Source organism: Kitasatospora sp. NPDC048286 (assembly GCF_043201735.1).
Taxonomy (GTDB): domain Bacteria; phylum Actinomycetota; class Actinomycetes; order Streptomycetales; family Streptomycetaceae; genus Kitasatospora.
Genome location: NZ_JBICZE010000003.1, coordinates 13935 through 36836, shown reverse-complemented (window position 1 = coordinate 36836; position 22902 = coordinate 13935). Strand labels below are relative to the sequence as shown.

General features: G+C 73.6%; 19 protein-coding genes and 1 riboswitch. Of the genes, 11 read left to right on the top strand and 8 right to left on the bottom strand.

Features of this window, described 5'->3' with window-relative positions:
• The first annotated feature begins 67 nt into the window (after positions 1-67).
• Positions 68-2197, top strand: coding sequence for a HelD family protein (locus ACGF13_RS08035; RefSeq protein WP_392870220.1), 2130 nt, complete (start codon positions 68-70; stop codon positions 2195-2197).
• Positions 2198-2253: 56 nt separating this feature from the next.
• Here ACGF13_RS08035 and ACGF13_RS08030 read toward each other — a convergent pair whose 3' ends face one another.
• From ACGF13_RS08030 to ACGF13_RS08020, 3 genes are all read right to left on the bottom strand, one after another.
• Positions 2254-2706 (bottom strand): MarR family winged helix-turn-helix transcriptional regulator, encoded by a 453-nt coding sequence (locus ACGF13_RS08030; protein ID WP_392870217.1) that lies wholly within the window; start codon positions 2704-2706, stop codon positions 2254-2256.
• Positions 2707-2790: 84 nt separating this feature from the next.
• Complete coding sequence (locus ACGF13_RS08025; protein ID WP_392870214.1) at positions 2791-3207, bottom strand: DUF3037 domain-containing protein; 417 nt, start codon at positions 3205-3207, stop codon at positions 2791-2793.
• Positions 3204-3959, bottom strand: a complete 756-nt coding sequence (locus ACGF13_RS08020; RefSeq protein WP_392870212.1) for a HipA family kinase — start codon at positions 3957-3959, stop codon at positions 3204-3206. Before ACGF13_RS08020 ends, ACGF13_RS08025 begins: the two co-directional genes overlap by 4 nt.
• A gap of 173 nt (positions 3960-4132) precedes the next feature.
• On the opposite strand from ACGF13_RS08020, the gene ACGF13_RS08015 reads away from it, so the two are divergent.
• Entirely contained in the window at positions 4133-5491 is a 1359-nt protein-coding gene (locus ACGF13_RS08015) for an NAD(P)/FAD-dependent oxidoreductase (protein ID WP_392870209.1), read from the top strand.
• Between the two features lie 78 nt (positions 5492-5569).
• On the opposite strand, the gene ACGF13_RS08010 is transcribed toward ACGF13_RS08015, so the two are convergent.
• On the bottom strand, positions 5570-6772 hold the full coding sequence (locus tag ACGF13_RS08010; RefSeq protein WP_392870206.1) for a GDSL-type esterase/lipase family protein: 1203 nt from the start codon (positions 6770-6772) through the stop codon (positions 5570-5572).
• A 297-nt stretch (positions 6773-7069) separates the two neighbouring features.
• On the bottom strand, positions 7070-8407 hold the full coding sequence (locus ACGF13_RS08005) for an aminotransferase class I/II-fold pyridoxal phosphate-dependent enzyme (RefSeq protein WP_392870204.1): 1338 nt from the start codon (positions 8405-8407) through the stop codon (positions 7070-7072).
• 34 nt (positions 8408-8441) lie between these two features.
• Here ACGF13_RS08005 and ACGF13_RS08000 point away from each other — a divergent pair, with 34 nt between their 5' ends.
• The 6 genes from ACGF13_RS08000 (at position 8442) to ACGF13_RS07975 (ending at position 14158) form a co-directional block, all read left to right on the top strand.
• Positions 8442-9113 carry a pyridoxamine 5'-phosphate oxidase family protein gene (locus ACGF13_RS08000; protein ID WP_392870201.1) on the top strand — a complete coding sequence of 224 codons (672 nt, stop codon included), beginning with the start codon at positions 8442-8444 and terminating at the stop codon, positions 9111-9113.
• Between the two features lie 14 nt (positions 9114-9127).
• On the top strand, positions 9128-9769 hold the full coding sequence (locus ACGF13_RS07995; protein ID WP_392870198.1) for an FMN-binding negative transcriptional regulator: 642 nt from the start codon (positions 9128-9130) through the stop codon (positions 9767-9769).
• Between the two features lie 228 nt (positions 9770-9997).
• The gene (locus ACGF13_RS07990; RefSeq protein WP_392870195.1) at positions 9998-11410 is read left to right on the top strand and encodes a sugar porter family MFS transporter; all 1413 of its coding nucleotides are present in this window, start codon (positions 9998-10000) and stop codon (positions 11408-11410) included.
• 84 nt (positions 11411-11494) lie between these two features.
• Entirely contained in the window at positions 11495-12196 is a 702-nt protein-coding gene (locus ACGF13_RS07985; RefSeq protein ID WP_392870192.1) for a dienelactone hydrolase family protein, read from the top strand.
• Positions 12197-12267: 71 nt separating this feature from the next.
• Entirely contained in the window at positions 12268-13530 is a 1263-nt protein-coding gene (locus ACGF13_RS07980; protein ID WP_392870190.1) for an MFS transporter, read from the top strand.
• A gap of 100 nt (positions 13531-13630) precedes the next feature.
• Positions 13631-14158 (top strand): HAD domain-containing protein, encoded by a 528-nt coding sequence (locus tag ACGF13_RS07975; protein ID WP_392870187.1) that lies wholly within the window; start codon positions 13631-13633, stop codon positions 14156-14158.
• Here the strand turns inward: ACGF13_RS07975 and ACGF13_RS07970 are convergent.
• Complete coding sequence (locus ACGF13_RS07970) at positions 14136-14924, bottom strand: CPBP family intramembrane glutamic endopeptidase (RefSeq protein ID WP_392870184.1); 789 nt, start codon at positions 14922-14924, stop codon at positions 14136-14138. The two genes, ACGF13_RS07975 and ACGF13_RS07970, sit on opposite strands and share 23 nt — an antisense overlap.
• Positions 14925-15020: 96 nt before the next feature.
• Positions 15021-16526 carry a glutamate--cysteine ligase gene (locus tag ACGF13_RS07965; protein ID WP_392871630.1) on the bottom strand — a complete coding sequence of 502 codons (1506 nt, stop codon included), beginning with the start codon at positions 16524-16526 and terminating at the stop codon, positions 15021-15023.
• A gap of 377 nt (positions 16527-16903) precedes the next feature.
• Here ACGF13_RS07965 and ACGF13_RS07960 point away from each other — a divergent pair, with 377 nt between their 5' ends.
• Together ACGF13_RS07960 and ACGF13_RS07955 are read left to right on the top strand one after the other, a co-directional pair.
• The gene (locus ACGF13_RS07960; protein ID WP_392870181.1) at positions 16904-17476 is read left to right on the top strand and encodes a hypothetical protein; all 573 of its coding nucleotides are present in this window, start codon (positions 16904-16906) and stop codon (positions 17474-17476) included.
• Between the two features lie 425 nt (positions 17477-17901).
• Positions 17902-18093 (top strand): DUF5999 family protein, encoded by a 192-nt coding sequence (locus ACGF13_RS07955; RefSeq protein ID WP_097235094.1) that lies wholly within the window; start codon positions 17902-17904, stop codon positions 18091-18093.
• Between the two features lie 121 nt (positions 18094-18214).
• Here the strand turns inward: ACGF13_RS07955 and gcvP are convergent, their stop codons facing one another.
• Entirely contained in the window at positions 18215-21115 is a 2901-nt protein-coding gene (gene gcvP, locus ACGF13_RS07950) for an aminomethyl-transferring glycine dehydrogenase (protein WP_392870178.1), read from the bottom strand.
• A gap of 237 nt (positions 21116-21352) precedes the next feature.
• A riboswitch (glycine riboswitch) is annotated at positions 21353-21456 on the bottom strand.
• A gap of 227 nt (positions 21457-21683) precedes the next feature.
• Between gcvP and ACGF13_RS07945 the strand changes: the two genes are divergently transcribed.
• Positions 21684-22820 carry a PRC and DUF2382 domain-containing protein gene (locus tag ACGF13_RS07945; protein ID WP_392870175.1) on the top strand — a complete coding sequence of 379 codons (1137 nt, stop codon included), beginning with the start codon at positions 21684-21686 and terminating at the stop codon, positions 22818-22820.
• The last annotated feature ends 82 nt before the right edge of the window (positions 22821-22902 follow it).

The following is a 22902-nucleotide window of genomic DNA, read 5'->3' as shown; positions in this document are numbered from 1 at the left end:
GGCTGGGTCAATTGAGCGCCCTTCAGATGGCACTTCAAAGCCTCCTCACCGCAAGGATATCACATCGATGAGCGAAGCACCAGCGGCCACGGGGAACCCCGGCGATGCCCTCGCCGCGGCCCTGCGCACCGAGCAGGCCCATCTCACCCGGCTCTACGCCCGACTGGACGCCGTCCGCGAACGCGCCCGCCGCACCGCCGACGGCGCCCACGACCAGGCCGCACCCGGCGGCACCCACCAGGCCCGGCTGGAACGCGAGGTGCGCGCCCGCGAGGCCGCCCGTCACGCCGCCCGGCTGGACGCGGTCGAGCGCGGCCTGTGTTTCGGCCGGCTCGACGAGCGCGACGGCACCGTCCACTACATCGGCCGCACCGGCCTGACCGACGAGGCGTACGAACCGCTGCTGCTCGACTGGCGGACCCCGGCCGCCCGCCCCTTCTACACCGCGACCCCCGCCCACCCCGGCCCCGTGGTCCGCCGCCGCCACCTGCACACCCGGGACCGCACCCTCACCGGACTGGACGACGAGGCGCTCGACCTCACCGGACTGGACGAGTCCGGCCGGCGCGGCCTGGTCGGCGAGGCCGCCCTGCTCGCCGCCCTCGGCCGCGAGCGCACCGGCCGGATGGGCACCGCCGTCGCCACCATCCAGGCCGAGCAGGACCGGGTGATCCGCTCCCCGCTGCCCGGCGCCCTGGTGGTCCAGGGCGGCCCCGGCACCGGCAAGACGCTGGCCGCCCTGCACCGCGCCGCCTACCTGCTGTTCACCCACCGCGCCGCGCTGGAGCGCCGCGGCGTGCTGGTGATCGGCCCCAACCCCGGCTTCCTGCGGTACATCGACGAGGTGCTGCCCGCCCTCGGCGAGACCGAGGTGGTGCTGCGCACCGTCGGCGAACTCCTCCCCGGCGTCACCGCCACCGGCACCGACGCCCCCGCCACCGCCTTCGCCAAGGGCGGCCCCTGGATGGCCGGGGTGCTCCGGCGCGCCCTTGCCGCCCACCAGACGGCCCCGGCCGACGGCCTGGACCTCGGCGAGGGGCTGAAGGTCTCCGCCCGGGCCTGCGCCGAGGCCCGCGACGCCGCCCGCGGCCTGCGGCTGCCCCACAACCGGGCCCGCGGTTTCTTCCTCGGCACCCTGCTCGACGCCCTCGCCATCGCCCAGGCGCTCACCCTAGGCCGCCCCTACGACGACGAGGAGGCGCACTACGCCCCGCGCGAGCTGTGGGAGCGGACGGACGTCCGCGCCGCCCTCGACCCGCTCTGGCCCCGGCTCACCCCGCAACAGCTGCTCGAACGGCTGCTCACCGACCGGGAGTTGCTCACCACAGCGACCCCCGAACACGCGGCCGCCCTGCTCCGCCCGCCCGGCTCCGGCTGGACGGTCGAGGACGTCCCACTGCTCGACGAGGCCGCCGAACTCCTCGGTACGGCAGGGGAATCCGCCGCTGCCGACCAGGATCCGGACGAACTTGCCTTCGCCCAGGGCGTGTTGACCATCACCGGACAGACCGGCGATGCCCTGCTGGACTCCGCCGCGCTGGCCGGGCGCTTCCGCGACGACGGCCCGTACCGCTCGACCGCCGAACGCGCCGCCGCCGACCGCACCTGGGCCTACGGCCACGTCGTCGTGGACGAGGCCCAGGAGCTGTCCGCGATGGCCTGGCGCGCCGTCCTGCGGCGCGTCCCGACCAACTCGCTCACCATCGTCGGCGACCTCGCCCAGACCGGATCCCCCGCCGGCGCCAGCAGTTGGGCCGAGATGCTCGACCCGCACCTGCCCGGCCGCTGGCGCGAGGAGCGGTTGACCGTCAACTACCGTACGCCCCAGCCCTTCATGGCCCTCGCCTCCGCCGTGCTGCGCGCCGCCGCACCCGGCCACCGGCCGCCCGAGTCCATCCGCCCGGGCACCGAGCGACCCCGCGCGGTCCACGTCCCGGAGGGCGACTTCGCCGCCGCGCTCACCCGGCTACCCGCCGGCCCCGGCACCCTGGGCGTGATCGCACCGGACGCCCTGGCCGCGGAACTGGACGCGCTCACCGTGGCGGACGCCAAGGGGCTGGAGTTCGACGCGGTCGTGGTGGTCGAGCCGGCCGGACTCGCCCCGCGCGACCTCTACGTCGCCCTGACCCGGGCCACCCGCTCACTCACCCTGCTCCACCACCGACCGCTGCCGCCGGAGTTCGCCGGGCTGCTCTGACCGGCGCGAGGCACGGGCGGCACGGGCGGCACTGGCGGCACGGGCGGCGCGGGGTCCTACTGCGCGCCGCCCGTACGGGCCAGCACCGGCAGCACCTGGGAGCAGATCGAGTGCAGCGCGATCCGCTGCTCGTCGGTCATCGCCTCGAAGGCCTGGTGGGTCCGGGCCATCTCGCCCCGGATGCGGTTCAGGATCTCCCGGCCCTCGGCCGTGATCACCACGATCTTCACCCGGCGGTCACCGGCCGCCGCCTCCCGGTTGGCCAGGCGCAGCGACTCCAGCCGGTCCACGATCCCGGTCACGTTCGACGCGTCGCAGCCCAGCCGCCCGGCCAGCGCCCGCATCGGCACCGGCTCCTGCACCGCGCCCAGCGCCTTGGCCTGCGAGGAGGAGAGGCCGTGCCGGGCGGCGGCCGCCGCGAAGTCCTGGAAGTACGCGGCACCGACGGCGGCCAACACCTCCATCAACTCGGCGTTGGTCGGTACGGTCGTCGTCGCTGTCGAACCCATGGGGTCAGCGTACGACCAGGTGCTTCAGTAACTCAAGCTTTGACCACGGCAACCGTCGGCGAGCCGCCTCACACCGCCCCGGGGTCAGAGCACCAGCTGGTCGAACAGCCGCCGCAGCTCCGCCTCCGGGTCCGCGGTCAGCCCGGTGTGCACGGGCCCCGGCTGGACGATCGCGCTGCGCGGCGCGGTCAGCCAGCGGAACCGCTGCCCGGGGCTGTCCCCCGCCGCCGGACCGGCCTGCGGGCCGCCCTGACAGACCGCCTCGATCCCGTGCAGCGCCCGCCGCACGCCCTGGACGTCCGCGACCGGGTCCAGTGCCAGCAGCCGGGCCTGGTCCAGGTGGGTCCGGGCGGCCAGGTGCGAGCTCTGCCGGCAGTACAGCAGCACCCCGACGTTGACGCACTCGCCGCGCTCGACCCTCGGCACCGCGCGGATCACGGCGTACTCGTAGTCGTGCAGCTCGACGGTGACCGGCAGCGCGGACAGCACGGGCTCGGTCATGCGGGCACCTCCGGAAGCCAGTCGCGCGGACCGGCCAGTCGTTCGGTCAACTGGGCGCGGTACGCGGCGCGCACCTCGTCGGGCGAGTCGAAGCCGAACTCGTCCGCCAGCCAGACCTCGGGGATCTGCGCCACCGCGCCCTCGATCGCCGCCTCGGCGAGCGGCGCGAGCGCCTTGTCGGCCGCCGCCAGGTCCGGCCGGGCGCGCAGCAGCGCATGGTCGGAGGCGTCGTACGGACGGCGGATCCAGGCGGCGGCGCCGGACCAGTTGTGGTGGAAGATCAGGCTCGCGCCGTGGTCGATCAGCCGCAGCCCGCCGGTCGCCACCAGCAGGTTGGGGTTGCGCCAGGAGCGGTCGACGTTGCCGATCAGCGCGTCGAACCAGAGCACCTGCCCGGCCAGCTCGGGGTCCACCTCGAAGCAGAGCGGGTCGAAGTTGAGCGCGCCGCTGACGAAGGCCATCCCCAGGTTGGTCCCGCCGCTGGCCCGCATCTGGTCCTGGATCTGGTGGTCCGGCTCGCTGCGCGCGAGCACCGGGTCCAGGTCGACCGTCACCAGCTCCGGCACCGGCAGCCCGAGCCGCCGGCCGAGCTCCCCGGCCAGCACCTCCGCGACCAACGCCTTGCGGCCCTGCGCCGCACCGACCCATTTCAGCGCGTACAGCCGCCGATCGTCGGCCTCGACCAGGCCCGGCATCGAGCCGCCTTCTCGCAGTGGCGTCACATAGCGGATCGCCGTCACCTCGGGTAGCACGGCCGACAGCCTATCGGTGTCTGCGCCCCTTCCTCTCCCTTCACCTCCGCACCTCCCCCCCGGCACCTCCCTTCCCTCCCCACCCCCACGGCCCCGCCCCGGTGGCAGCCCCCGCTGCTCCGTGCGAGTGTGGCGGACAGTAAATGGGGACCTTCACGGCAAAGGGATGAGCGATGGAACGACCTCGGATCCTGATCGTGGGCGGTGGCTTCGCCGGTCTGGAGTGCGCCCGCCGCCTCGAACGCAAGCTGTCACCGTCGGAGGCCGAGATCTCGCTGGTCACACCGTTCAGCTACCAGCTCTACCTCCCCCTCCTCCCCCACGTCGCGGCCGGCGTCCTCACCCCGCAGTCCGTGGCCGTCTCGCTGCGCCGCTCGCTGCGCCGCACCCACATCGTCCCGGGCGGCGCCATCGGCGTGGACCCGGCCTCCAAGGTGTGCGTCGTCCGCAAGATCACCGACGAGGTGGTCGCGCTGAAGTACGACGTCCTGGTACTCGCCCCGGGCAGCGTCACCCGCACCTTCGACATCCCCGGCCTCACCGACTACGCCCGCGGCATGAAGACGCTCGCCGAGGCGGCCTACGTCCGGGACCACGTGATCGCCCAACTCGACCTCGCCTCCACCACCCTGGACCAGAAGGAGCGCGAGTCCCGGCTCCAGTTCGTGGTGGTCGGCGGCGGCTACGCGGGCACCGAGACGGCCGCCTGCCTCCAGCGGCTGACCACCGCCGCCGCCCACCGCTACCCGCGCCTGGACGCCCGGCAGATCAAGTGGCACCTGATCGACATCGCCCCGAAGCTGATGCCGGAACTCGGCGACCCGCTCGGCGAGGCCGCCCTGGAGGTGCTGCGCGACCGCGGCATCGAGGTCTCACTGGGCGTCTCGGTCGCCGAAGTCGGCGCCGAGACGGTCAAGTTCACCGACGGCCGGGTGCTCCCCTGCCGCACCCTGATCTGGACGGCGGGCGTGGCCGCGAGCCCGCTGATCGGCACCCTGGACGCCGAGACGGTCCGCGGCCGGCTCGCCGTGACGGCGGAGATGCGGGTGCCGCAGTTCGAGGGCGTGTTCGCGCTCGGCGACGCCGCCGCCGTCCCCGACCTCGCCAAGGGCGACGGCGCGGTCTGCCCGCCGACCGCCCAGCACTCCGCCCGCCAGGGCCGCGCGGTCGCGAACAACGTGATCGCCTCGCTCCGCAACCAGCCCCTGGAGCCGTACTACCACAAGGACTTGGGCCTGGTGGTCGACCTCGGCGGCAAGGACGCGGTCTCCAAGCCGCTCGGCGTGGAACTCCGCGGCGTGCCCGCGCAGCTGGTGGCGCGCGGCTACCACCTGATGGCGATGCGCACCAACGTGGCCAAGTTCCGGGTGGGCACCAACTGGCTGCTCAACGCGACCGCCGGCGACGAGTTCGTCCGCATCGGATTCCTCGCCCGCCAACCCGCCCGGCTGCGGGACTTCGAGTACACCGACTCCTACCTGACGAAGGATCAGGTCCGCGCGCACGCCCAGTCGCTGCTCGCCAAGGGCTGAGCACGGCAGACCGACGGAACGGCGCCCCCGCCGCCAGGACCGGCCGCGGGGGCGCCGAACCGCGCCGTCACCGTACGATCACCGCGCGGCCAGGTACATCCCGCTCGCGTCCTGCCCGGCCGTGTTGCGGCACGCGTAGTCACCGCTCGGGCGCGCCCACAGCAGCGTCAGGCAGCGCCCGACCGCCTGCTGGCCGTAGTAGTTGGGGTGCATCGACTCCTGCAGCGCGCCCTGGGTGGAGTTGAGCCCGCCGTCCAGGAAGCGCGCCCACTCGCTGGTGGTCGCGGACGGGCCGGAGCCCGCGGTCGGCTGCCTGGTGGCCGTCGAGCAGACCTCGCGGCCCTGCAGCATGTCCGACAGGTCCAGGAACTGCGCACCCTTGGCGGCGGCGACGCCCGCCAGCGCCTGGGAGATCTGCGGCACCATCGAGTCTCGGGCCCAGTCGGCGTCCCCGTCCCAGAACGGGCAGCCGCCGGTGTTGGAGCGGGTCCAGCCGCTCTCCGGGTAGCGCATCTCGGCGCTGCGCGGGATCGGCGACGGGTAGGACTGCAGTACCAGGCGGTAGTCCGACGGCGCGTAGCCGGCGTCGGCCATCACCGCGCGGATCTCGTCGATCGACTTGCCGACCCCGGCCATCGCCGCGGGCATCCGGCCGTCGATCTGGGACTGCGCGGAGTCGTGGCAGTAGGAGTACCAGATCAGGTAGTCCTTGACGCAGGTGGAGATGACGTCCGAGAAGCCCAGGTCGTTGCCACCGATCGACAGGGTGATCAGCTTGACGTTGTTCTGCCGTGCCACGGTGGCGAGTTGGTCGGCCTGCGGGGCCTCGCCCTTGAGGGACTGGCCGCCGTTGGAAGCGCGGAAGACGTTCGCGGTGACGGCACCGGAGCAGGCCAGGTCGATCTCGTTCTGGGCCCCGGTCGAGGCGCTGAGCACCTCGGCGACGTCCGAGCGGTCGCACCCGCTCGCGGCGGTGGCGCCGTAGACCCGCGAGGCGTCGTACGAACTGCCGGTCCAGGCCCGGTCGGTGCCGTTGCGGCTGCCGCTGGTACCGGCCGAGTTGCCCTTCCAGCGGCCGGCCTCGCCGGAGATGTAGCTGTCGCCGAGCGTGACGCTGGCGGTGGGCCCGGACGGCACGACGGCCGGTGCGGGCGTCGCGGCGGAGGCCGGGGAGGCGACGGCCAGGCTCGCGACGGCGAGCGGGAGGGCGAGGGCTGCGGCGAGCAGCCGGCGGCCGGGTCGCGGGGTGCTGCGGGTGATGCTCGAACGGTTCTCGGGCACTGCGGAACTCCTGCGGCTCGGTCTTCCCGAGGATCGGGGAACGGGAAGACGCCTGGGTGAGGGTGGGCCGCCGGCCGGTGGCGCGATGAAGATGACATGCCCGCGCGGGCCTCCGCTAGGAGTCTGCGGCAGGTTTCCGCTTTTGTTACCGACGGGTTCAGACCAGGCGGGCGAACGACGACCGGATGCCGCCCGCGGTTCACACCCGCCACATCCGCCCCACGACCTCCCGCCTCAAGCCCCCGCCGCACGCCCGTCCGCCCCGCGGAGGCCCCGCTCCCGACGCCCGCCCCGGACTCACACCAGCCGCGACCCGCCCCCACCCGCCCCCAGCACCGCCGCCAGATCCTCCGCCAGCTCCCGCGCCTGCGCCGCCTCCAGCCGCGCCGTGGTGAACCGCAGCCCGGGCGGCGACTGGATCCGGTACCGCGCGCCCGGCGCCGCGACCCAGCCGCGCTGCACCAGCGCCGCCAGCACCGAGGTCTCGTCCGGCACCGGTACCCAGACGTTCAGCCCGCTCCGCCCGTGCGCGGCGATCCCACGGGCCGCCAGCTCGCCCAGCAGGGCGTCCCGCCGGGCCCGGTAGGCGGCGGCCACCCGATCGGCCGGCGCGGCGTCACCGGCCCACAGCTCCGCGACGGTGCGCTGCAGCAGGTGGCTGACCCAGCCGGCACCCAGCCGCAGCCGGCCGGCCACCCGTCCGATCGTCTCCTGGTCGCCGACCGCCACCGAGACCCGCAGGTCCGGCCCGTACGCCTTGGCCGCCGAGCGCACCACCGCCCAGTGCCGGGTGTCGGCGCCGACCAGCGAGTGGTACGGCTGGTCGACCATGCCGTGCCCGTGGTCGTCCTCGATCAGCAGCACCCCGGGGTGCTCGGCCAGTACGGCCTTCAGCGCCTCGGCCCGCCGTGCGGTGAGCGCCGCCCCGGTCGGGTTCTGCGCCCGGCTGGTGACCACCACGGCCCGCGCGCCCTCGGCCAGCGCCGCGGCCAGCGCGTCCGGCAGCGGGCCCTCGTCGTCCAGCCGGACGGGCGCCTGCTTCAGCCCCAGCGCGGGCAGCAGGTCGAGCAGGCTGCCCCAGCCCGGATCCTCGACGGCCACCGCGTCGCCGGGGCGCAGCCGGGCGCCGAGGATGCGTTCGACGGTGTCCAGCGAGCCGGAGGCGACGGCGATCGGGCCGCCGGGCAGGCCGTCGGCCTCGAAGGACGCGCGGGCGAGCGTGAGCAGCAGCGGGTCGACGGCGGCGTGCCCGTACAGCACCGGGTCGGTGCGCGCGGCCTCGGCGGCGGCCGCGAGGGCCGGGGCGAGGTCGGGCAGCAGGGCCGGGTCGGGGTTGCCGGTGGACAGGTCGCGGGCGTGCGGCGGGACGGGGATGCGGATCTGGTCGCGCGGGGTGAGGGCGGGCCTGGGCAGGATGCGGCTGCCCTTGCGGCCGGCGGTCTCGATCACGCCGCGGTCGCGCAGCAGCCGGTAGGCGGCGGCGACGGTGTTGGGGTTGACGCCCAGTTCGGCGGCGAGGTCGCGCAGCGGGGGCAGCGCGGTTCCGGGGGCGAGCTGCCCACTGCTCACGCCCTGCTCGATGTGGGCCGCGATTTCGCTGGCGCGTCGCCCTTTCAGCGGATAGTCTCCTAGCACAAAGCAAATTATGCACTAGTACATAGAGGATGTCATGTCAGCCAGCGCGGAGGGTTCGCCCAGCTACTCCCGTACCCCGAGGACCACCCCCACCCGCTACCGGGACCGGGCCACCTGGGAGCAGGAGGCGATCCACGCCATCCTCGACAGCGCCTACATCTGCCACCTCGGCTTCGTCGTCGACGGCGCCCCCGTGGTCCTGCCGACGATCTTCGCCCGGGTCGGCAGCCGGCTCTACGTCCACGGCTCCACCGGCAGCCGCCCGCTGCGCAACGCCTCCGGCGAGCAGGGCATGCCGGTCTGCGTCACCGTCACCCAGGTCGACGCGCTGGTGCTGACCAAGTCCGCGTTCAACCACTCGGTGAACTTCCGCTCGGTGGTCGCCCACGGCACCGCGCACCAGGTCACCGACCCCGAGGAGCTGGACGTCGCGCTCGCCGCCCTGGTCGACCACGCGATTCCGGGGCGCTCAGCCGAGGTCCGTCCGGCCAACGCCAAGGAGCTCGCCGCCACCGCCGTCCTCCGGCTGGAGCTGGACGAGGTCTCGGCCAAGACCCGCGAGGACGGCGCCGACGACGACCCCGAGGACGCCGACCTGCCACACTGGTCCGGTCTGATCCCGGTCACCACCGTGCACGGCACCCCCGAGCCGCACCCCGGCACCGCCGTCCCGCTCCCCGCGCACCTGCGCGGCTACCCCCGCTGACGGGAGGAGCTCCCGTGCTGATCAGATCCTGGGACCGCGGCGACGAGCAGGAGTGGCGCGCCTGGCTGGCCGAGGGCCGCGACTTCGGCCTGCTCGCCGCCAACGGCGGCCCCGGCGAGGGCCCGGTGCTCGTCCCGACGCACTTCCTGCTGGACGCCGAACGCGGCGAGATCCTGCTCCACCTCGCCGCGCCCAACCCGCTGCTGGCCGCCGTCCGGGCCGACCCCCAGGTCACCCTCGCGGTCACCGACGGCTACACGTTCGCCCCCGGCCACTGGCGCGGCGAACCGGGCACGCCCACCAGCTACTACGCCTCGGTCCACTTCCACTGCACCGCCGAGGTGGTCGAGTCCGCGGCCGGCAAGGCGGAGATCCTCAACCGCCAACTGGCGCACTTCCAGCCCGAGACACCGGAGGTCCGGGTGGTGCCCGGCGAGGGCACCTTGGCCCGGCAGCTGCCCGGGCTGCGCGGGCTCCGGCTGACGGTGAACGAGGTACGGGCCAAGTTCAAGTACGACGACAAGAAGCCCGCCGAGGAGCAGTACGCCATCGCCGACCGGCTCGCCGAGCGCGCCGACGGCCCGGGGCGCGGCCACGACCAGTACGCCGCCGCCCGTACCCAGCTGCTCCGCCGTCACCGACGGCGCACCGCCTAGCCGGGCACCGCGAACGCCGCGGGGCACCGACGCCCCCCGGGCCACGCCCCGCGCGTCGACCACTCGCGCACCGGCGGCCCCGCGCACCGGCGGCCGCGCGCCGTCGGCTGACTCCGGGTCACCCGGTCGGCCGCCAACTCGGGCAGGTCGGCCGCGGCGCTGCTCGAATGTGAGACGAGCCCTGCCCACTCACCGTCGGAGCGGGCCCGTCCACCCCCGGGAGCGCGTGTGTCCTCAGTCAACAGCCAACGGGCGTCCGGCGAGGCCCACCTCGGCCACGTGGTGTTCATCTCGGCGGCCGCCGCCATGGGCGGTTTCCTGTTCGGCTACGACAGCGCGGTGATCAACGGTGCCGTGACGGGCATCCAGAAGCACTTCGCGGTCGGCCACGGCACCACCGCGTTCGTGGTGGCCATCGCGCTGCTCGGCTCGGCGGTGGGCGCGGTGCTCGCCGGCCGGCTCGCCGACCACCTCGGCCGGGTCCGCACGATGCTGCTGGCCGCCGCACTGTTCGCGGCCAGCGGCATCGGCTCGATGTTCCCGCCGAACATCGAGACCCTCGCCGCCTGGCGCGTGATCGGCGGCATCGCGATCGGCATCGCCTCGGTGATCGCCCCGACGTACATCGCCGAGGTCGCCCCGACCGCCTACCGCGGCCGGCTCGCCTCCTTCCAGCAGATGGCGATCGTGCTCGGCATCACCGTCTCCCAGCTGGCCAACTGGGCCCTCAACCAGGCCGCCGGCGGCGAGTCCACCAACCACCTCGGCGGCATCCAGGCCTGGCAGTGGATGCTCGGCGTCGAGGCCATCCCGGCCCTGGTGTACGGGCTGATGGCGCTCGCCATCCCGGAGTCGCCGCGCTACCTGATCGCCGACCACCGCGAGGAGCAGGCCCGCCGGGTGCTGGTCGAGGTCGAGGGCGAGGGCGTGGACCTGGACGCCCGGGTGGCGGAGATCCGCTCGGTGCTGTCGTCCGCCCGCAAGCCCCGGGCGAAGGACCTGATGGGCGGCCGGTTCGGCCTGCTGCCGATCGTCTGGGTCGGCATCGGCGCCTCGGTGTTCCAGCAGTTCGTCGGCATCAACGTGATCTTCTACTACTCGTCCTTCCTGTGGCAGTCGGTCGGCATCAACGAGGCCAACTCCCTGCTGATCAGCCTCTCCACCTCGATCATCAACGTGATCGGCACGGTGATCGCGATGGTCCTGGTGGACCGGATCGGCCGCAAGCCGCTGGCCCTGGCCGGCTCGATCGGCATGGCGGCCGCGCTGGGCACCGCCGCCTGGGCGTTCTCGTACCGGGAGGGCACCGGCGCCACCGCCACCCTGGACAACACCCACGCCACCGTCGCCCTGGTCGCCGCGCACGTCTTCGTGCTCTGCTTCGCCTTCTCCTGGGGCGTGGTGGTCTGGGTTCTGCTCGGCGAGATGTTCCCCAACCGGATCCGCGCGCTGGCGCTGTCCGTCGCCGCCTCGGCGCAGTGGATCGCCAACTGGGCGATCACCGTCAGCTTCCCGGACCTCGCCGACTGGAACCTCTCCGCGACGTACGTCATCTACGCGGCCTTCGCGCTGCTCTCCATCCCGTTCGTGGCCTTCTGCATCAAGGAGACCAAGGGCCGCGCCCTGGAGGAGATGGGCTGACCCGGCCCCGTCCACCGCCCCCGCCGCAGGCGGCCCGCACCGCCGGCCCCCGCCGCTCGCGGCCCGACCCACCGAGAGGAAGCCATGCCTGACCAGGGCGGATCCCGGCAGAACGTCACCTTCCCGAGCAACGGCCGCACCGCGCACGGCTACCTGGCCCGGCCGCCGCAGGGCGTCGGGCCCGGCCTGGTGGTTGTCCAGGAGTGGTGGGGGCTCACCTCGCACATCGCCGACATGGCCGACCGCTTCGCCGCCGAGGGCTTCACCGTCCTCGCCCCCGACCTGTTCGGCGGCGCCACCACCCACGACGGCGCCGAGGCGGCCCGGTTCAGGCGCGAGCTCCCGGTCGAGCGGGCGGTGGAGGACCTGGCCGGAGCCGTCGACCACCTGCTCTCACTGGACGCCGTGGTCGGCGACGCCGTCGGGGTGGTCGGCTTCTGCATGGGCGGCGGCTTCGCCCTGCTGCTGGCCGCCCGGGCCGGCGACAAGGTGGCCGCCGTGGTCCCGTTCTACGGCCTGCCGCCCGATCCGGACTTCGACTACCGCGGCCTGACCGCCCACGTGCTCGGCCACTTCGGCGAGTTGGACGGCTCGATCCCGATGGCCGCCGTGGACGAGGCGGCGATCCGGATCGGCGAGGCCACCGACGTCCGCCCGGAGATCCACTTCTACCCGGCCGGGCACGCCTTCATGAACGACGAGAACCTGATCGGCACCTACGACGCGCTCCAGGCCCGGATCGCCTGGCGCCGGACCCTCACCTTCCTCCGGGGCCACCTCGGCTGACTCCCCTCCCGCCCGGGCTCCGGTGTGACAACGGGATGGACACCTGTACGACCTTTCGGCATAGTCTCCGGGTGCCGACCCCACCTCCGCGCCGCTTCGCCTGGGCGAGCCGCAACTTCCGCATCCAGACCGCCGCCACCGTGATCAGCGGCCTCGGCAACGCCGGCGCCCCCATCGCCACCGCCTTCGCCGTGTTCGGCACCGGCGGCACCACCGCCGAGGTCGGCTACGTCACCGCCGCCCGGTTGGTGCCCACCGTGCTGCTCCTGGTGGTCGGCGGCACCCTCGCCGACCGGTTGCCGCGCCACCTGATCATGGTCGCCGCCAATGTGTTCAGCGGGGTCTCCCAGGCCGTCCTGGCGGCCCTGGTGCTGACCGGGGACGTACGGCTCTGGCAGATGCTGGCGCTCTCCGCGGCCGGCGGAGCCGGCTACGCGCTCTACACCCCGGCCTCCGGCGGCATGATCATGCAGGCCGTCCCCCAGGAGCACGCCGCCCGCGCCTTCGCGGTCTTCCGGATGGGCCTCAACGCCTCCCAGATCGGCGGCGCCGCCCTCGGCGGCGCGCTCACCGCCGTCGTCGGCCCCGGCTGGGTGCTCGCCCTGGACGCCCTGTGCTTCCTGGTCGCCGCCGCCCTCCGCTTCTTCCTGGAACCGGAGCAGGCCCCCGCGCCCTCCGGCGGCAGCATGCTGCGCGACCTGCGCGAGGGCTGGCGGGAGTTCGCCTCCCGCCGCTGGCTCTGGGTGATCGTGCTCCAGTTCTCCGTCCTGGTCGCCTGCATCAACGCGGTCGAGTCGGTGTACGGGCCGACGGCCGCCGAGCAACGGCTCGGCGGCGCGGGCGCCTGGGGCCTGGCGATGTCCGCCTACGGGGTCGGCCTGGTGGCCACCGGCGTGCTGATGACGCGCTGGCGGCCGCGCCGGATCCTGCTGGTCGGCAACTGGGGGGTCTTCCTGTTCGGCGTGCCCGCCCTGGCCCTCGCCGCCGAGGTGCCGCTGCCGCTGCTGGTCGTCGCGATGTTCCTGTCCGGTGTCGGCGTCACCGTCTTCGGCGTCAACTGGATGGTCGCGCTCCAGCAGGAGATACCCGCGGAGATGTTCTCCCGGGTCACCGCGTACGACGAACTCGGCTCCTACTCGCTGGCCCCGGTCGGCACCGCCCTGGCCGGCCCCGCCGCCGTGGCGCTCGGCCTGTCCGGCGCGCTCTGGACGTGCGCCGCCGCCTGCCTGGTGCTCAGCGCGGTCGTCCTGCTGGACCCCCAGGTGCGCCGACTGAGCCGTCGGAGCACGGCGGACGCACCGGTGCCCGCCGGTGAGCCCGCGCCCACCCCGTGAGCGCCCCGCGCGCCCGGCGTGCGCCCGTCCGGGAGCAACCGGAGACGCGCGAGTGTCGTCCGGACAGTCGGGAAACACCACGAGTCTCTGGGGGCCACCGGTGCCGAAGCCACTGCTGTTCCTGGACGTCGACGGCGTCCTGAACCCGGTCCGTCCGCACCCGGACACCGAGTTCGACTCGCACATCCTGTTCGGCTACACCGTCCTGCTGTCCACCCGGCACGGCAGCTGGCTGCGCGAGCTCGCCGGAACGTACGACCTGGTCTGGGCCACCACCTGGGAGGAGAACGCCAACACCCACATCGCCCCGGCGATCGGCCTGGACCCGCTGCCGGTGGTCGCCCTCGCCGGCTACGCCCCGCAGCCCGGCGACCCGCGCGTCCCGCTGATGGAACTGTTCTCGGCCGCCAAGTGGGCCCCACTGCTGCGCTACGCCGGGGGCCGGCCGTTCGCCTGGGTGGACGACGTCATCCCGCCGCGCCTGGTCCGCCGCTCCCTGTGGCGCCGGGACCGCCTGCTGCTGCCCGTCGATCCGGGCCAGGGCCTGGAGCGCCGGCACGTCGACCGGCTGCTCGCCCGTCCGCCGCGCGGCCGGGCGCCGTCGGTCAGGGGGTCGGCAGCCAGCTGACGTGCCCGGCCAGCAGCGCGTACCCGACGAAGGCCACCGTGTCGATCAGGGCGTGCGCCGCCACCAGCGGCATCACCCGCCCCCAGCGCCGGTACAGCAGACAGAACACCACGCCCATCACCATGTTGCCGACCATCCCGCCGACCCCCTGGTACAGGTGGTACGAGCCGCGCAGCACCGAGCTCGCCGCCACCGCCGCCGGCCAGGACCACCCCCACTGCTCCACCCGGCGCAGCAGGTAGCCCAGGACGACGACCTCCTCCAGGACGGCGTTCTGGCAGGCCGACAGCACCAGCACCGGCACCCGCCACCACACGTCCGGCAGCCCGGACGGCGCCACCGTCAGGTTGTACCCGGCCGCCTGCGAGGCCAGGTAGAGCGCCAGCCCCGACCCGCCGATCGCGGCCGCGACGGCGGCGCCCCGCCCCAGGTCGCGCAGCTTCTGCCCGAGATCGAAGCCCAGCACCCGCAGCGCGACGCCCTCGCGCACCAGCAGGTAGCCGACCAGCACCACCGGCATCAGCCCGCGCCCGATGTAGTACAGCTGCCACACCAGGTCCAGCCAGGGCCGCCGGGGCGCCCGCGAACCGTTCAGGGTGGCGATCTGCTGGCCGAGCTTGAGCGGTTCGGTGAGCGAACCGGTGAAGCTGATCAGCGCGCTGATCCCGCTGGCCCCGAGGGAGAGGCCGAGGACGATCAGCAGTTCCACGCCGAGCAGCCGACGGGTGGGCTTCGCGGTCTCCGGCGCGGTCGGGACGGTGGTCACGGGGGCTCCAGCGGACGGGGCGGTCGCTCCGGCCGTCGGCCGACCACCGGAGCGATCATCCTGGCACAGCCGCGCGGCCGCCCCGGAGGGGAGGTCTCAGCCCACCGGCCAGGTGTGCACCGGCTCGCCGCCGCGCATGAGTTCGGCGTAGCGCCTGGTCATCGCCGCGAGCGCGGCCGGCCGGTCCATCCCGTACTGCTCGCGCAGCCGGTGGAAGGTCGCGGTCTGCCAGGACGCTCCGTTGGTGCGGCGCAGGCAGCGCTGCTCGATGATGCCCAGGTAGCGGTCCCGGTCGGCGGGCTCCACGCCCCACTCGTCGAGGCCCTGGTAGGCCATCGGCAGCAGCTCGTTCAGCACCAGGTCGACCGCGGACACGGTCTGCAGCCCGCCGCCGCGCCCGGCCCGCCCCGAGCGCGGCCACTGGAACACCGCGTCGATGCCGTACCGGGCGCCCTGCTGGAAGTTCTCGTCCGCCCGCTCGAACGGCAGCCGGGTCCAGATCGGCCGGGGCTGCGCGGCGAGCACCCGCACCAGTCCGTAGTAGAAGGCGGCGTTGGCCAGCGTGTCGGCCACCGTCGGCCCGGCCGGCAGCGCCCGGTTCTCCACCCGCAGGTGCGCCACCCCGCCGGCGACGTCGTACACCGGGCGGTTCCAGCGGTAGATGGTGCCGTTGTGCAGCCGCATCTCGGCGAGCCTGGGCGCACCGCCGGAGGCCAGCACCTTCAGCGGGTCCTCGTCGTCGCAGATCGGCAGCAGCGCGGGGAAGTACCGCAGGTTCTCCTCGAACAGGTCGTACGCGGAGTCCACCCAGCGCTCGCCGAACCAGGTGATCGGGCGCACCCCCTGGGCCTTGAGCTCCGCCGTACGGGTGTCGCAGGCCTGCTGGAAGAGCACCGGACGGGTCTCCCGCCACAGCTCCCGCCCGAACAGGAACGGCGAGTTGGCGCCGAGCGCGAGCTGCGGCCCGCAGATCGCCTGGGCGGCGTTCCAGACCGAGGAGAACCGTTCCGGGGTCACCTGGAGGTGCAGCTGGAGCGAGGTGGCGGCGGCCTCGGCCACCATGGTGATCGACTCCAGCTGGAGGTGCTCGACCCCCTCGATGTCCAGCGCGATGTCCTCCCCGCGGGCGGCCAGGATCTGGTCGCTGAGCAGGCTGTACCGCTGGTTGTGGCTCATCGCGTCCAGCCCGGTGTGGGCGTGCTCCAGGGTCGGCAGGATGCCCACCATGACGATCCTGGTGCCCGCCTCGGCGGCCCGCCGGTCGGCGTAGCGCAGCCCGGTGTCGATCTCCTCGCGCAGTTCCTCGAAGACGTGCCCGCAGAGCCGGTGGGGCGTGATGTTGACCTCGATGTTGAAGCGGCCCAGTTCGGTCTGGAAGTCGCTGGAGCCGATCGCGCTCAGCACCTGCGCGTTGTTCATGGCCGGCAGGCCCTGCTCGTCGGCCAGGTTGAGCTCGATCTCCAGGCCCATCACCGCCCGCGGACGGTCGAAGCGGTCCTCCCGGATCATCCGTCCGAGTGTTTCGAGACACGTGTGGAGCTTGCGCCGGTACTGCTGCCGGTCCGCCAGTTCCGCCCGAGTAGCCACGACCTTCTCGCCCACGGTCCCCTCCTCCAGAGCCACCCCGTCGAGCACCCGGTCGACCGACCGTGCAAGCATCATGCCCACCTCGAAGATCGATACCCGAACGCTTGTACTGGCTTGCATTGCAAGGCATCTGACGGAAAATCAGACGAACTGTAGACTTGCCCGGCACCACAGCCTGTGATAAACAGATCACCCTGCGCACCTGTTCGAATTGGCACAGCGCTCCGGCCGGTCCGCCCCGCCCAGAAGCCCTCGTCGACGGCGGCGACCGTGCCGGCTCCGCGATCCTGCACAACCGGACACGGCCGGGCCCCGTCACCGAAGACGCGTCGCCTCGCCACGCCGGTATGACGCACTCGCACGCCGATCTCGCTTGGAGAGGCGGACCCGCCATGACTCTGCAAACCCCCCAGCCCCCGCCGAGCGCGCTGCGCGCGGTCCTGGGCGCGCTCGACTCGGAGACCGCGCTGCGCCAGCCCGCCGCCGCAGCACTGCGCCATCCGACCGGCCCACTGCTCCCCGCCCACCCGCTCGCGGTGCACGTCCTGAACGGCCCGCGCCCGGAACTCCCGGCCGCCCGCCGCACCGGCTGGCGCTTCCTGATCAAGGACGGGCCCGAGGTGGCCGCCGCCGCCGAGGTGGTACAGAGCGCCGAGGGCCACAGCTTCTCCCACTTCACCGCGGGCCCCTACCTCGACTCGACGGTCCGGGCACTGCGCGAGGCCTGGCAGCTCGCCCAGAACTCCCGGACCCGCCGGCAGCCCCGGCTGCTGACCTTCCCCGGCCAGTACGCCACGGCGCTCTGGCTGCACAGCCCCGACGGCGGCCCGGCCGCCGACCTGCTGATCCCCCTCGCCCCGGCCCCGCTCGGCGTCACCGCGCACCGCGCCCGCCCGGCCGCCGAACTGCTGCCGCTGCTCGCCCGCGCCCCGCTCGCCAGGCCGCTGCTGCTCGGCTCCTCCTGACCCGGCCGGTGCCCCACGGGCCGCCGGGCCCACCCGCCCGGCGGCCCCCACCCCCGCCCGCGCCCGTGCGCCCGTGCGCCCGCGGGCCCTCACCCGAACGGCGACCACCCGCTCGGACCATCCGGCATGGCCCCATCGGGTCATGCTCCGGCTGACCCACTGGTGCGCTCTTTCCCGTCGGCCCCACCTGAACGGGTGATCTCTACCCGCGAGTTGTGGCGCATGTCACGAAAACCCTGCGCGCGGGTCTCAGGATGCCGACACTGGGAACCAGCGTGGAAGGACCACCTGTCCTACCCACTTGAGCGCCGGTCCACACTTGGCCGGCGTGCGGACAGGATCCGACCACCGCGGCGGTCCCGGACGGCACCACCTCCGGCGACCGCATCACGGGGAGGATCGCAGAGCGAAGCGAGGGTACGCGTATGTGCCAGCACCGTCCTGAGTGCCCGTCGGCCGAGTCCGAGGACCGCGAGGCGGCCGTCTCGGTGGCCCGCCACCCGGAGCAGGGCTGGAGCCTGCTCTGCAACGGCGTCGTCCTGTTCGAGGACACCGGAGAACTGCTGCCCGACGGTCGGGTGATCGCCCCGCGCCGTCCCGTCGCCCACGCGGCCTGACCGAACGGTCCGGCCGGACGGCGGGGGCAGCCGCCGACTCGGCCGGCGAAACGGGCAGGGCCCCGGCGGAAGACTCCGCCGGGGCCCTGCCGTCCGATCCGGGCCTGCGGGCCCGGTCCGGTCAGACGCCGTACTCGTCCAGCGGCGGGCAGGAGCAGACCAGGTTGCGGTCGCCGTACGCGCCGTCGATCCGGCTGACCGGCGGCCAGTACTTGTCCGCCGGGTTCACGCCCGCCGGGAAGACGGCCTCCTGCCGCGAGTAGCCGTGCGCCCAGTCGCCGACCAGCGTGGCGGCGGTGTGCGGGGCGTTGCGCAGCGGGTTGTCGTCGGCCGCCCACTCGCCCGAGCCGACCTTGTCGATCTCGGCGCGGATGGTGATCATCGCGTCGCAGAACCGGTCGATCTCGTGCAGGTCCTCGGACTCGGTCGGCTCGATCATCAGCGTGCCGGCCACCGGGAAGGACATCGTCGGCGCGTGGAAGCCGTAGTCGACCAGGCGCTTGGCGATGTCGTCCACCGTCACGCCCGTCTCCTTGGTCAGCGGACGCAGGTCGATGATGCACTCGTGCGCGACCAGCCCGCCCGGGCCGGTGTAGAGCACCGGGAAGTGCGGCGCCAGGCGCTTGGCGATGTAGTTGGCGTTCAGCACCGCGACCTGGGTCGCGTGCTTGAGGCCCTCGCCGCCCATCAGCCGGACGTACGCCCAGGAGATCGGCAGAATGGCCGCCGAGCCCCACGGCGCGGCCGAGACCGGGCCGACACCGGTGGCCGGGCCGGCCTCCGCCTGCAGCGGGTGGTTCGGCAGGTACGGCGCCAGGTGGGCGCGCACCGCGACCGGGCCGACGCCCGGGCCGCCGCCGCCGTGCGGGATGCAGAAGGTCTTGTGCAGGTTCAGGTGCGAGACGTCCGCGCCGAACTTGCCCGGCTTGGCCAGGCCGACCAGGGCGTTCAGGTTGGCGCCGTCCACGTAGACCTGGCCGCCGGCCTCGTGCACCAGGGCGCAGATGTCGGTGATCTGGGTCTCGTACACGCCGTGGGTGGACGGGTAGGTGACCATCAGCACGGCGAGGTTGTCGCGGTGCTGCTCGATCTTGGCCTTCAGGTCCTCGACGTCCACGTCGCCGTCGGCCAGGGTCTTCACCACGACCACGCGCATGCCGGCCATCACCGCGGAGGCCGCGTTGGTGCCGTGCGCCGAGGACGGGATCAGGCAGACGTCGCGCTGGGTGTCGCCGTTGGCGTGGTGGTAGGCGCGCACGGCCAGCAGACCGGCGAACTCGCCCTGGGAACCCGCGTTCGGCTGGATCGACACGGCGTCGTAGCCGGTCACCTCGACCAGCTGCTGCTCCAGCTGGCGGATCAGGGTCAGGAAGCCCTGGGCCTGGTCGATCGGCGCGAAGGGGTGCATCTGGCCGAACTCCGGCCAGGTCACCGCCTCCATCTCGGTGGTCGCGTTGAGCTTCATGGTGCAGGAGCCCAGCGGGATCATGCCGCGGTCCAGCGCGTAGTCCCGGTCCGACAGGCGGCGCAGGTAGCGCAGCATGGCGGTCTCCGAGCGGTGGCTGTGGAAGACCGGGTGGGTCAGGTACTCGTCCTCGCGCAGCAGCGCGGCGGGCAGCGTCTCGGCGGCCTCGGCGACCTCGCCGGCGGGAACGCCGAACGCGGCCCAGACGCCGGCCAGGTGCTCGCGGGTGGTGGTCTCGTCGGTGGAGACGGAGATCCGGTCCTCGCCGTCCTGGTACACGTTGATGCCGTTGGCGCGGGCGGCGGCGGCGATCTCGGCGGCGCGGCCCGGGACGACGGCGGTGACGGTGTCGAAGAACTCGCCGTGCAGCAGCTCGACGCCGCCGGCCCGCAGGCCCTCGGCGAGGGCGGCGGCGTAGCGGTGGGTGCGGCGGGCGATGTCGGCCAGGCCGTCCGGGCCGTGGTAGACGGCGTACATCGAGGCCATCACGGCGAGCAGCACCTGGGCGGTGCAGATGTTGCTGGTGGCCTTCTCGCGGCGGATGTGCTGCTCGCGGGTCTGCAGCGCCAGGCGGTAGGCGCGGTTGCCGTCGGCGTCGACGGAGACGCCGACCAGGCGGCCGGGCAGCGAGCGGGCGTACTCGGTACGCACCGACAGGTAGCCGGCGTGCGGGCCGCCGAAGCCCATCGGCACACCGAAGCGCTGCGTGGTGCCGCAGGCGATGTCGGCGCCCAGCGCGCCCGGGGACTTGAGCAGGGTCAGCGCCAGCAGGTCGGCGGCGACGGCGACGATCGCGCCCAGGCCGTGCGCCTGCTCGATCACCGGGGCGAGGTCGCGGACCACACCGGTGGCACCCGGGTACTGGATCAGCACGCCGAAGACGCCGCGCTCGGCGATCTCGGCCGGGATGCCCTCGGACAGGTCGGCGACGACGACCTCGACACCGGTCGGCACGGCGCGGGTGTTGATCACCGCGAGGGTCTGCGGCAGGGTCTCGGCGTCGACCAGGAAGACACCGCCCTTGACCTTGGTGACACGGCGGGCGAGCGCCATCGCCTCGGCGGCCGCGGTGCCCTCGTCCAGCAGCGAGGCGCCGGAGGTCGACAGGCCGGTCAGGTCGGAGACCAGGGTCTGGAAGTTGAGCAGCGCCTCCAGGCGGCCCTGCGAGATCTCCGGCTGGTACGGGGTGTAGGCGGTGTACCAGGCCGGGTTCTCCATGACGTTGCGCAGGATCACCGGCGGGGTGAAGGTGCCGTAGTAGCCCAGGCCGATCATCGGCTGGAGCACCTGGTTGCGGTCGGCCAGCTCGCGCAGCTCGGCGAGGACCTGGGCCTCGGTCCGGCCCGCGGGCAGGTCCAGGGCGGTGATGGAACGGATCGCCTCGGGCACCGCGGTGGCGGCGAGCTCGTCCAGCGAGCCGTAGCCGACGGACGCCAGCATCTTCTCCTGCGCGGCGGCGTCGGGGCCGATGTGGCGGTTCTCGAAGGGACTGGCCAGCTCAAGCTCGGTGAGGGTCGAGGCGCCGGTGGGGCGTCCCGCGTTCGGCTGGGCGTTCATGGTGGTCGAGGCCTCCTGGTCACGGACCGGCGGGGGTACGCACGCCGGCCGGCCTCGCCGCTGCGGGCGGCGGACAAACCTGGGCGGGCGGACCCGACAGGCCTCCCCCTCTGTCATCGGGACCTGAGAGCTTCACCCGCACGGGGCGCTGTGGGCGCTCCGCCGGCTTGCACCGTCGGTGAGGGTGGTGATCGCCGGCTTCCGTGCCGACGCTCCTGCCCTGCTTTCCAGAGTGACCTACCCCACACGGTACGGATGCCTGAGAGATTCCGGGGAGGAGTTGCTCCTTCGGCGCCCCGACCAGCGGTTTTCGTTGTCGGAGACTCTCCCGAGCGGGCTCTGCGGTCGCCGCCCAGGGTACCAGCGGGAGGCCTCCCGATCACGGGTGCGTCGGGTCACTCGAGGTCTACGCGCGTCCCCCGGACGGCCGATCGCACGACCCCGTCCGGCGCACCCCGCTCGCGCCCGTCCGATTCATGGCATTTGGTGTGAAGTGGCGGACGGGACGGGTGCTCCGGCCGCCCTGCTGCGGGAGTTCCGCAGGCCCAGCGCACGCGGGAGGAAAGAAGTGCAGACCGACATCGACCCCCGGGACCTCATCGGTCACAAGGCCGTCGACCGCAACGGAGACAAGATCGGCACGGTCGACGAGGTCTACCTGGACGACGCCACCGGCCGGCCCGAGTGGGCCGCGGTCCGGACCGGCATCTTCGGCCGGGACGCCTTCGTCCCGCTGACCACCAGCGAGTTCGCGGGCGACGAACTGCGGGTGCCGTACGACAAGTCGCTGGTGAAGGAGTCACCGGACTTCGGCGTCGGCCAGCACCTGTCCCCCGCCCAGGAGCTCCAGCTCTACCGCTACTACGGGCTCGACACCCCGATGGACAGCCGTCCACACGGGAACGGGAGCCGGGCCAAGCAGCCCGACCTCGACTTCGGCACCACGGCGGCCGCTGCCGCCACCACCACGACCGCCGCGGCCCCGGCCAAGCCACTCACCTTCCACAGCCCCGAGCGATCCCCCGAGCACGCCCCGGCGAGGCCCCCCGCTGCCGCCGCCACGCCCGTCACCCCCGACAGCGCCAGGACCGCCCCGGAGGCCGACACCCGGACCCCCGGCACCCCCGCGGCCGCCACCCCGCCGACGGCGGCGCCCGCCCCCGCCGCACCCGCCATGGAACCGAAGCAGTCGCAGCCCGCCCCCATGCCCACCCCGGCGGCGGCCACCACGACCGCCACCGCGCACTCGGGCACCCCCACGGCCGCCCCGAGCAGCCCGGTCGAGATCACCTGCCGCGAGGAGCGGCTGGAGGTCACCACCGAGTGGCACGTCCTCGGCACCGCGAAGCTGCGCAAGTACGTGACGACCGAACAGGTCGAGCGCCGCGTTCCGGTGGTCCGCGAGCGCGTCCGGGTCGAGCGGACGCCGATCAGCGAGGCCGAGCGCGCCACGCTCACCGACAAGGAGATCGCCGAGACCGTCCAGGAGGTCACTCTCCGTGAGGAACGTGCGGTGGCCCGCAAGTACCTCGCGCCCGTCGAGCGGATCCGCCTGGTCGTCGAGCGGTACACGACCGAGGAGGTGATCCGGGAGGAACTCCGTCGCGAGCACGTCGAGGTCCACGACACCACGAACCCCCACACCCCACCGTCCGCCTTCACTCCCGACACCCCCCGCCCGGCCCCAGCACGCCCGCTCGCCTGACCGCCCCCACCAGCAAGGGCCCTGGACACCGTCCGGGGCCCTTGTCGCGTACCCGACCCTTCGACTTTGCCAAAGCTTAACC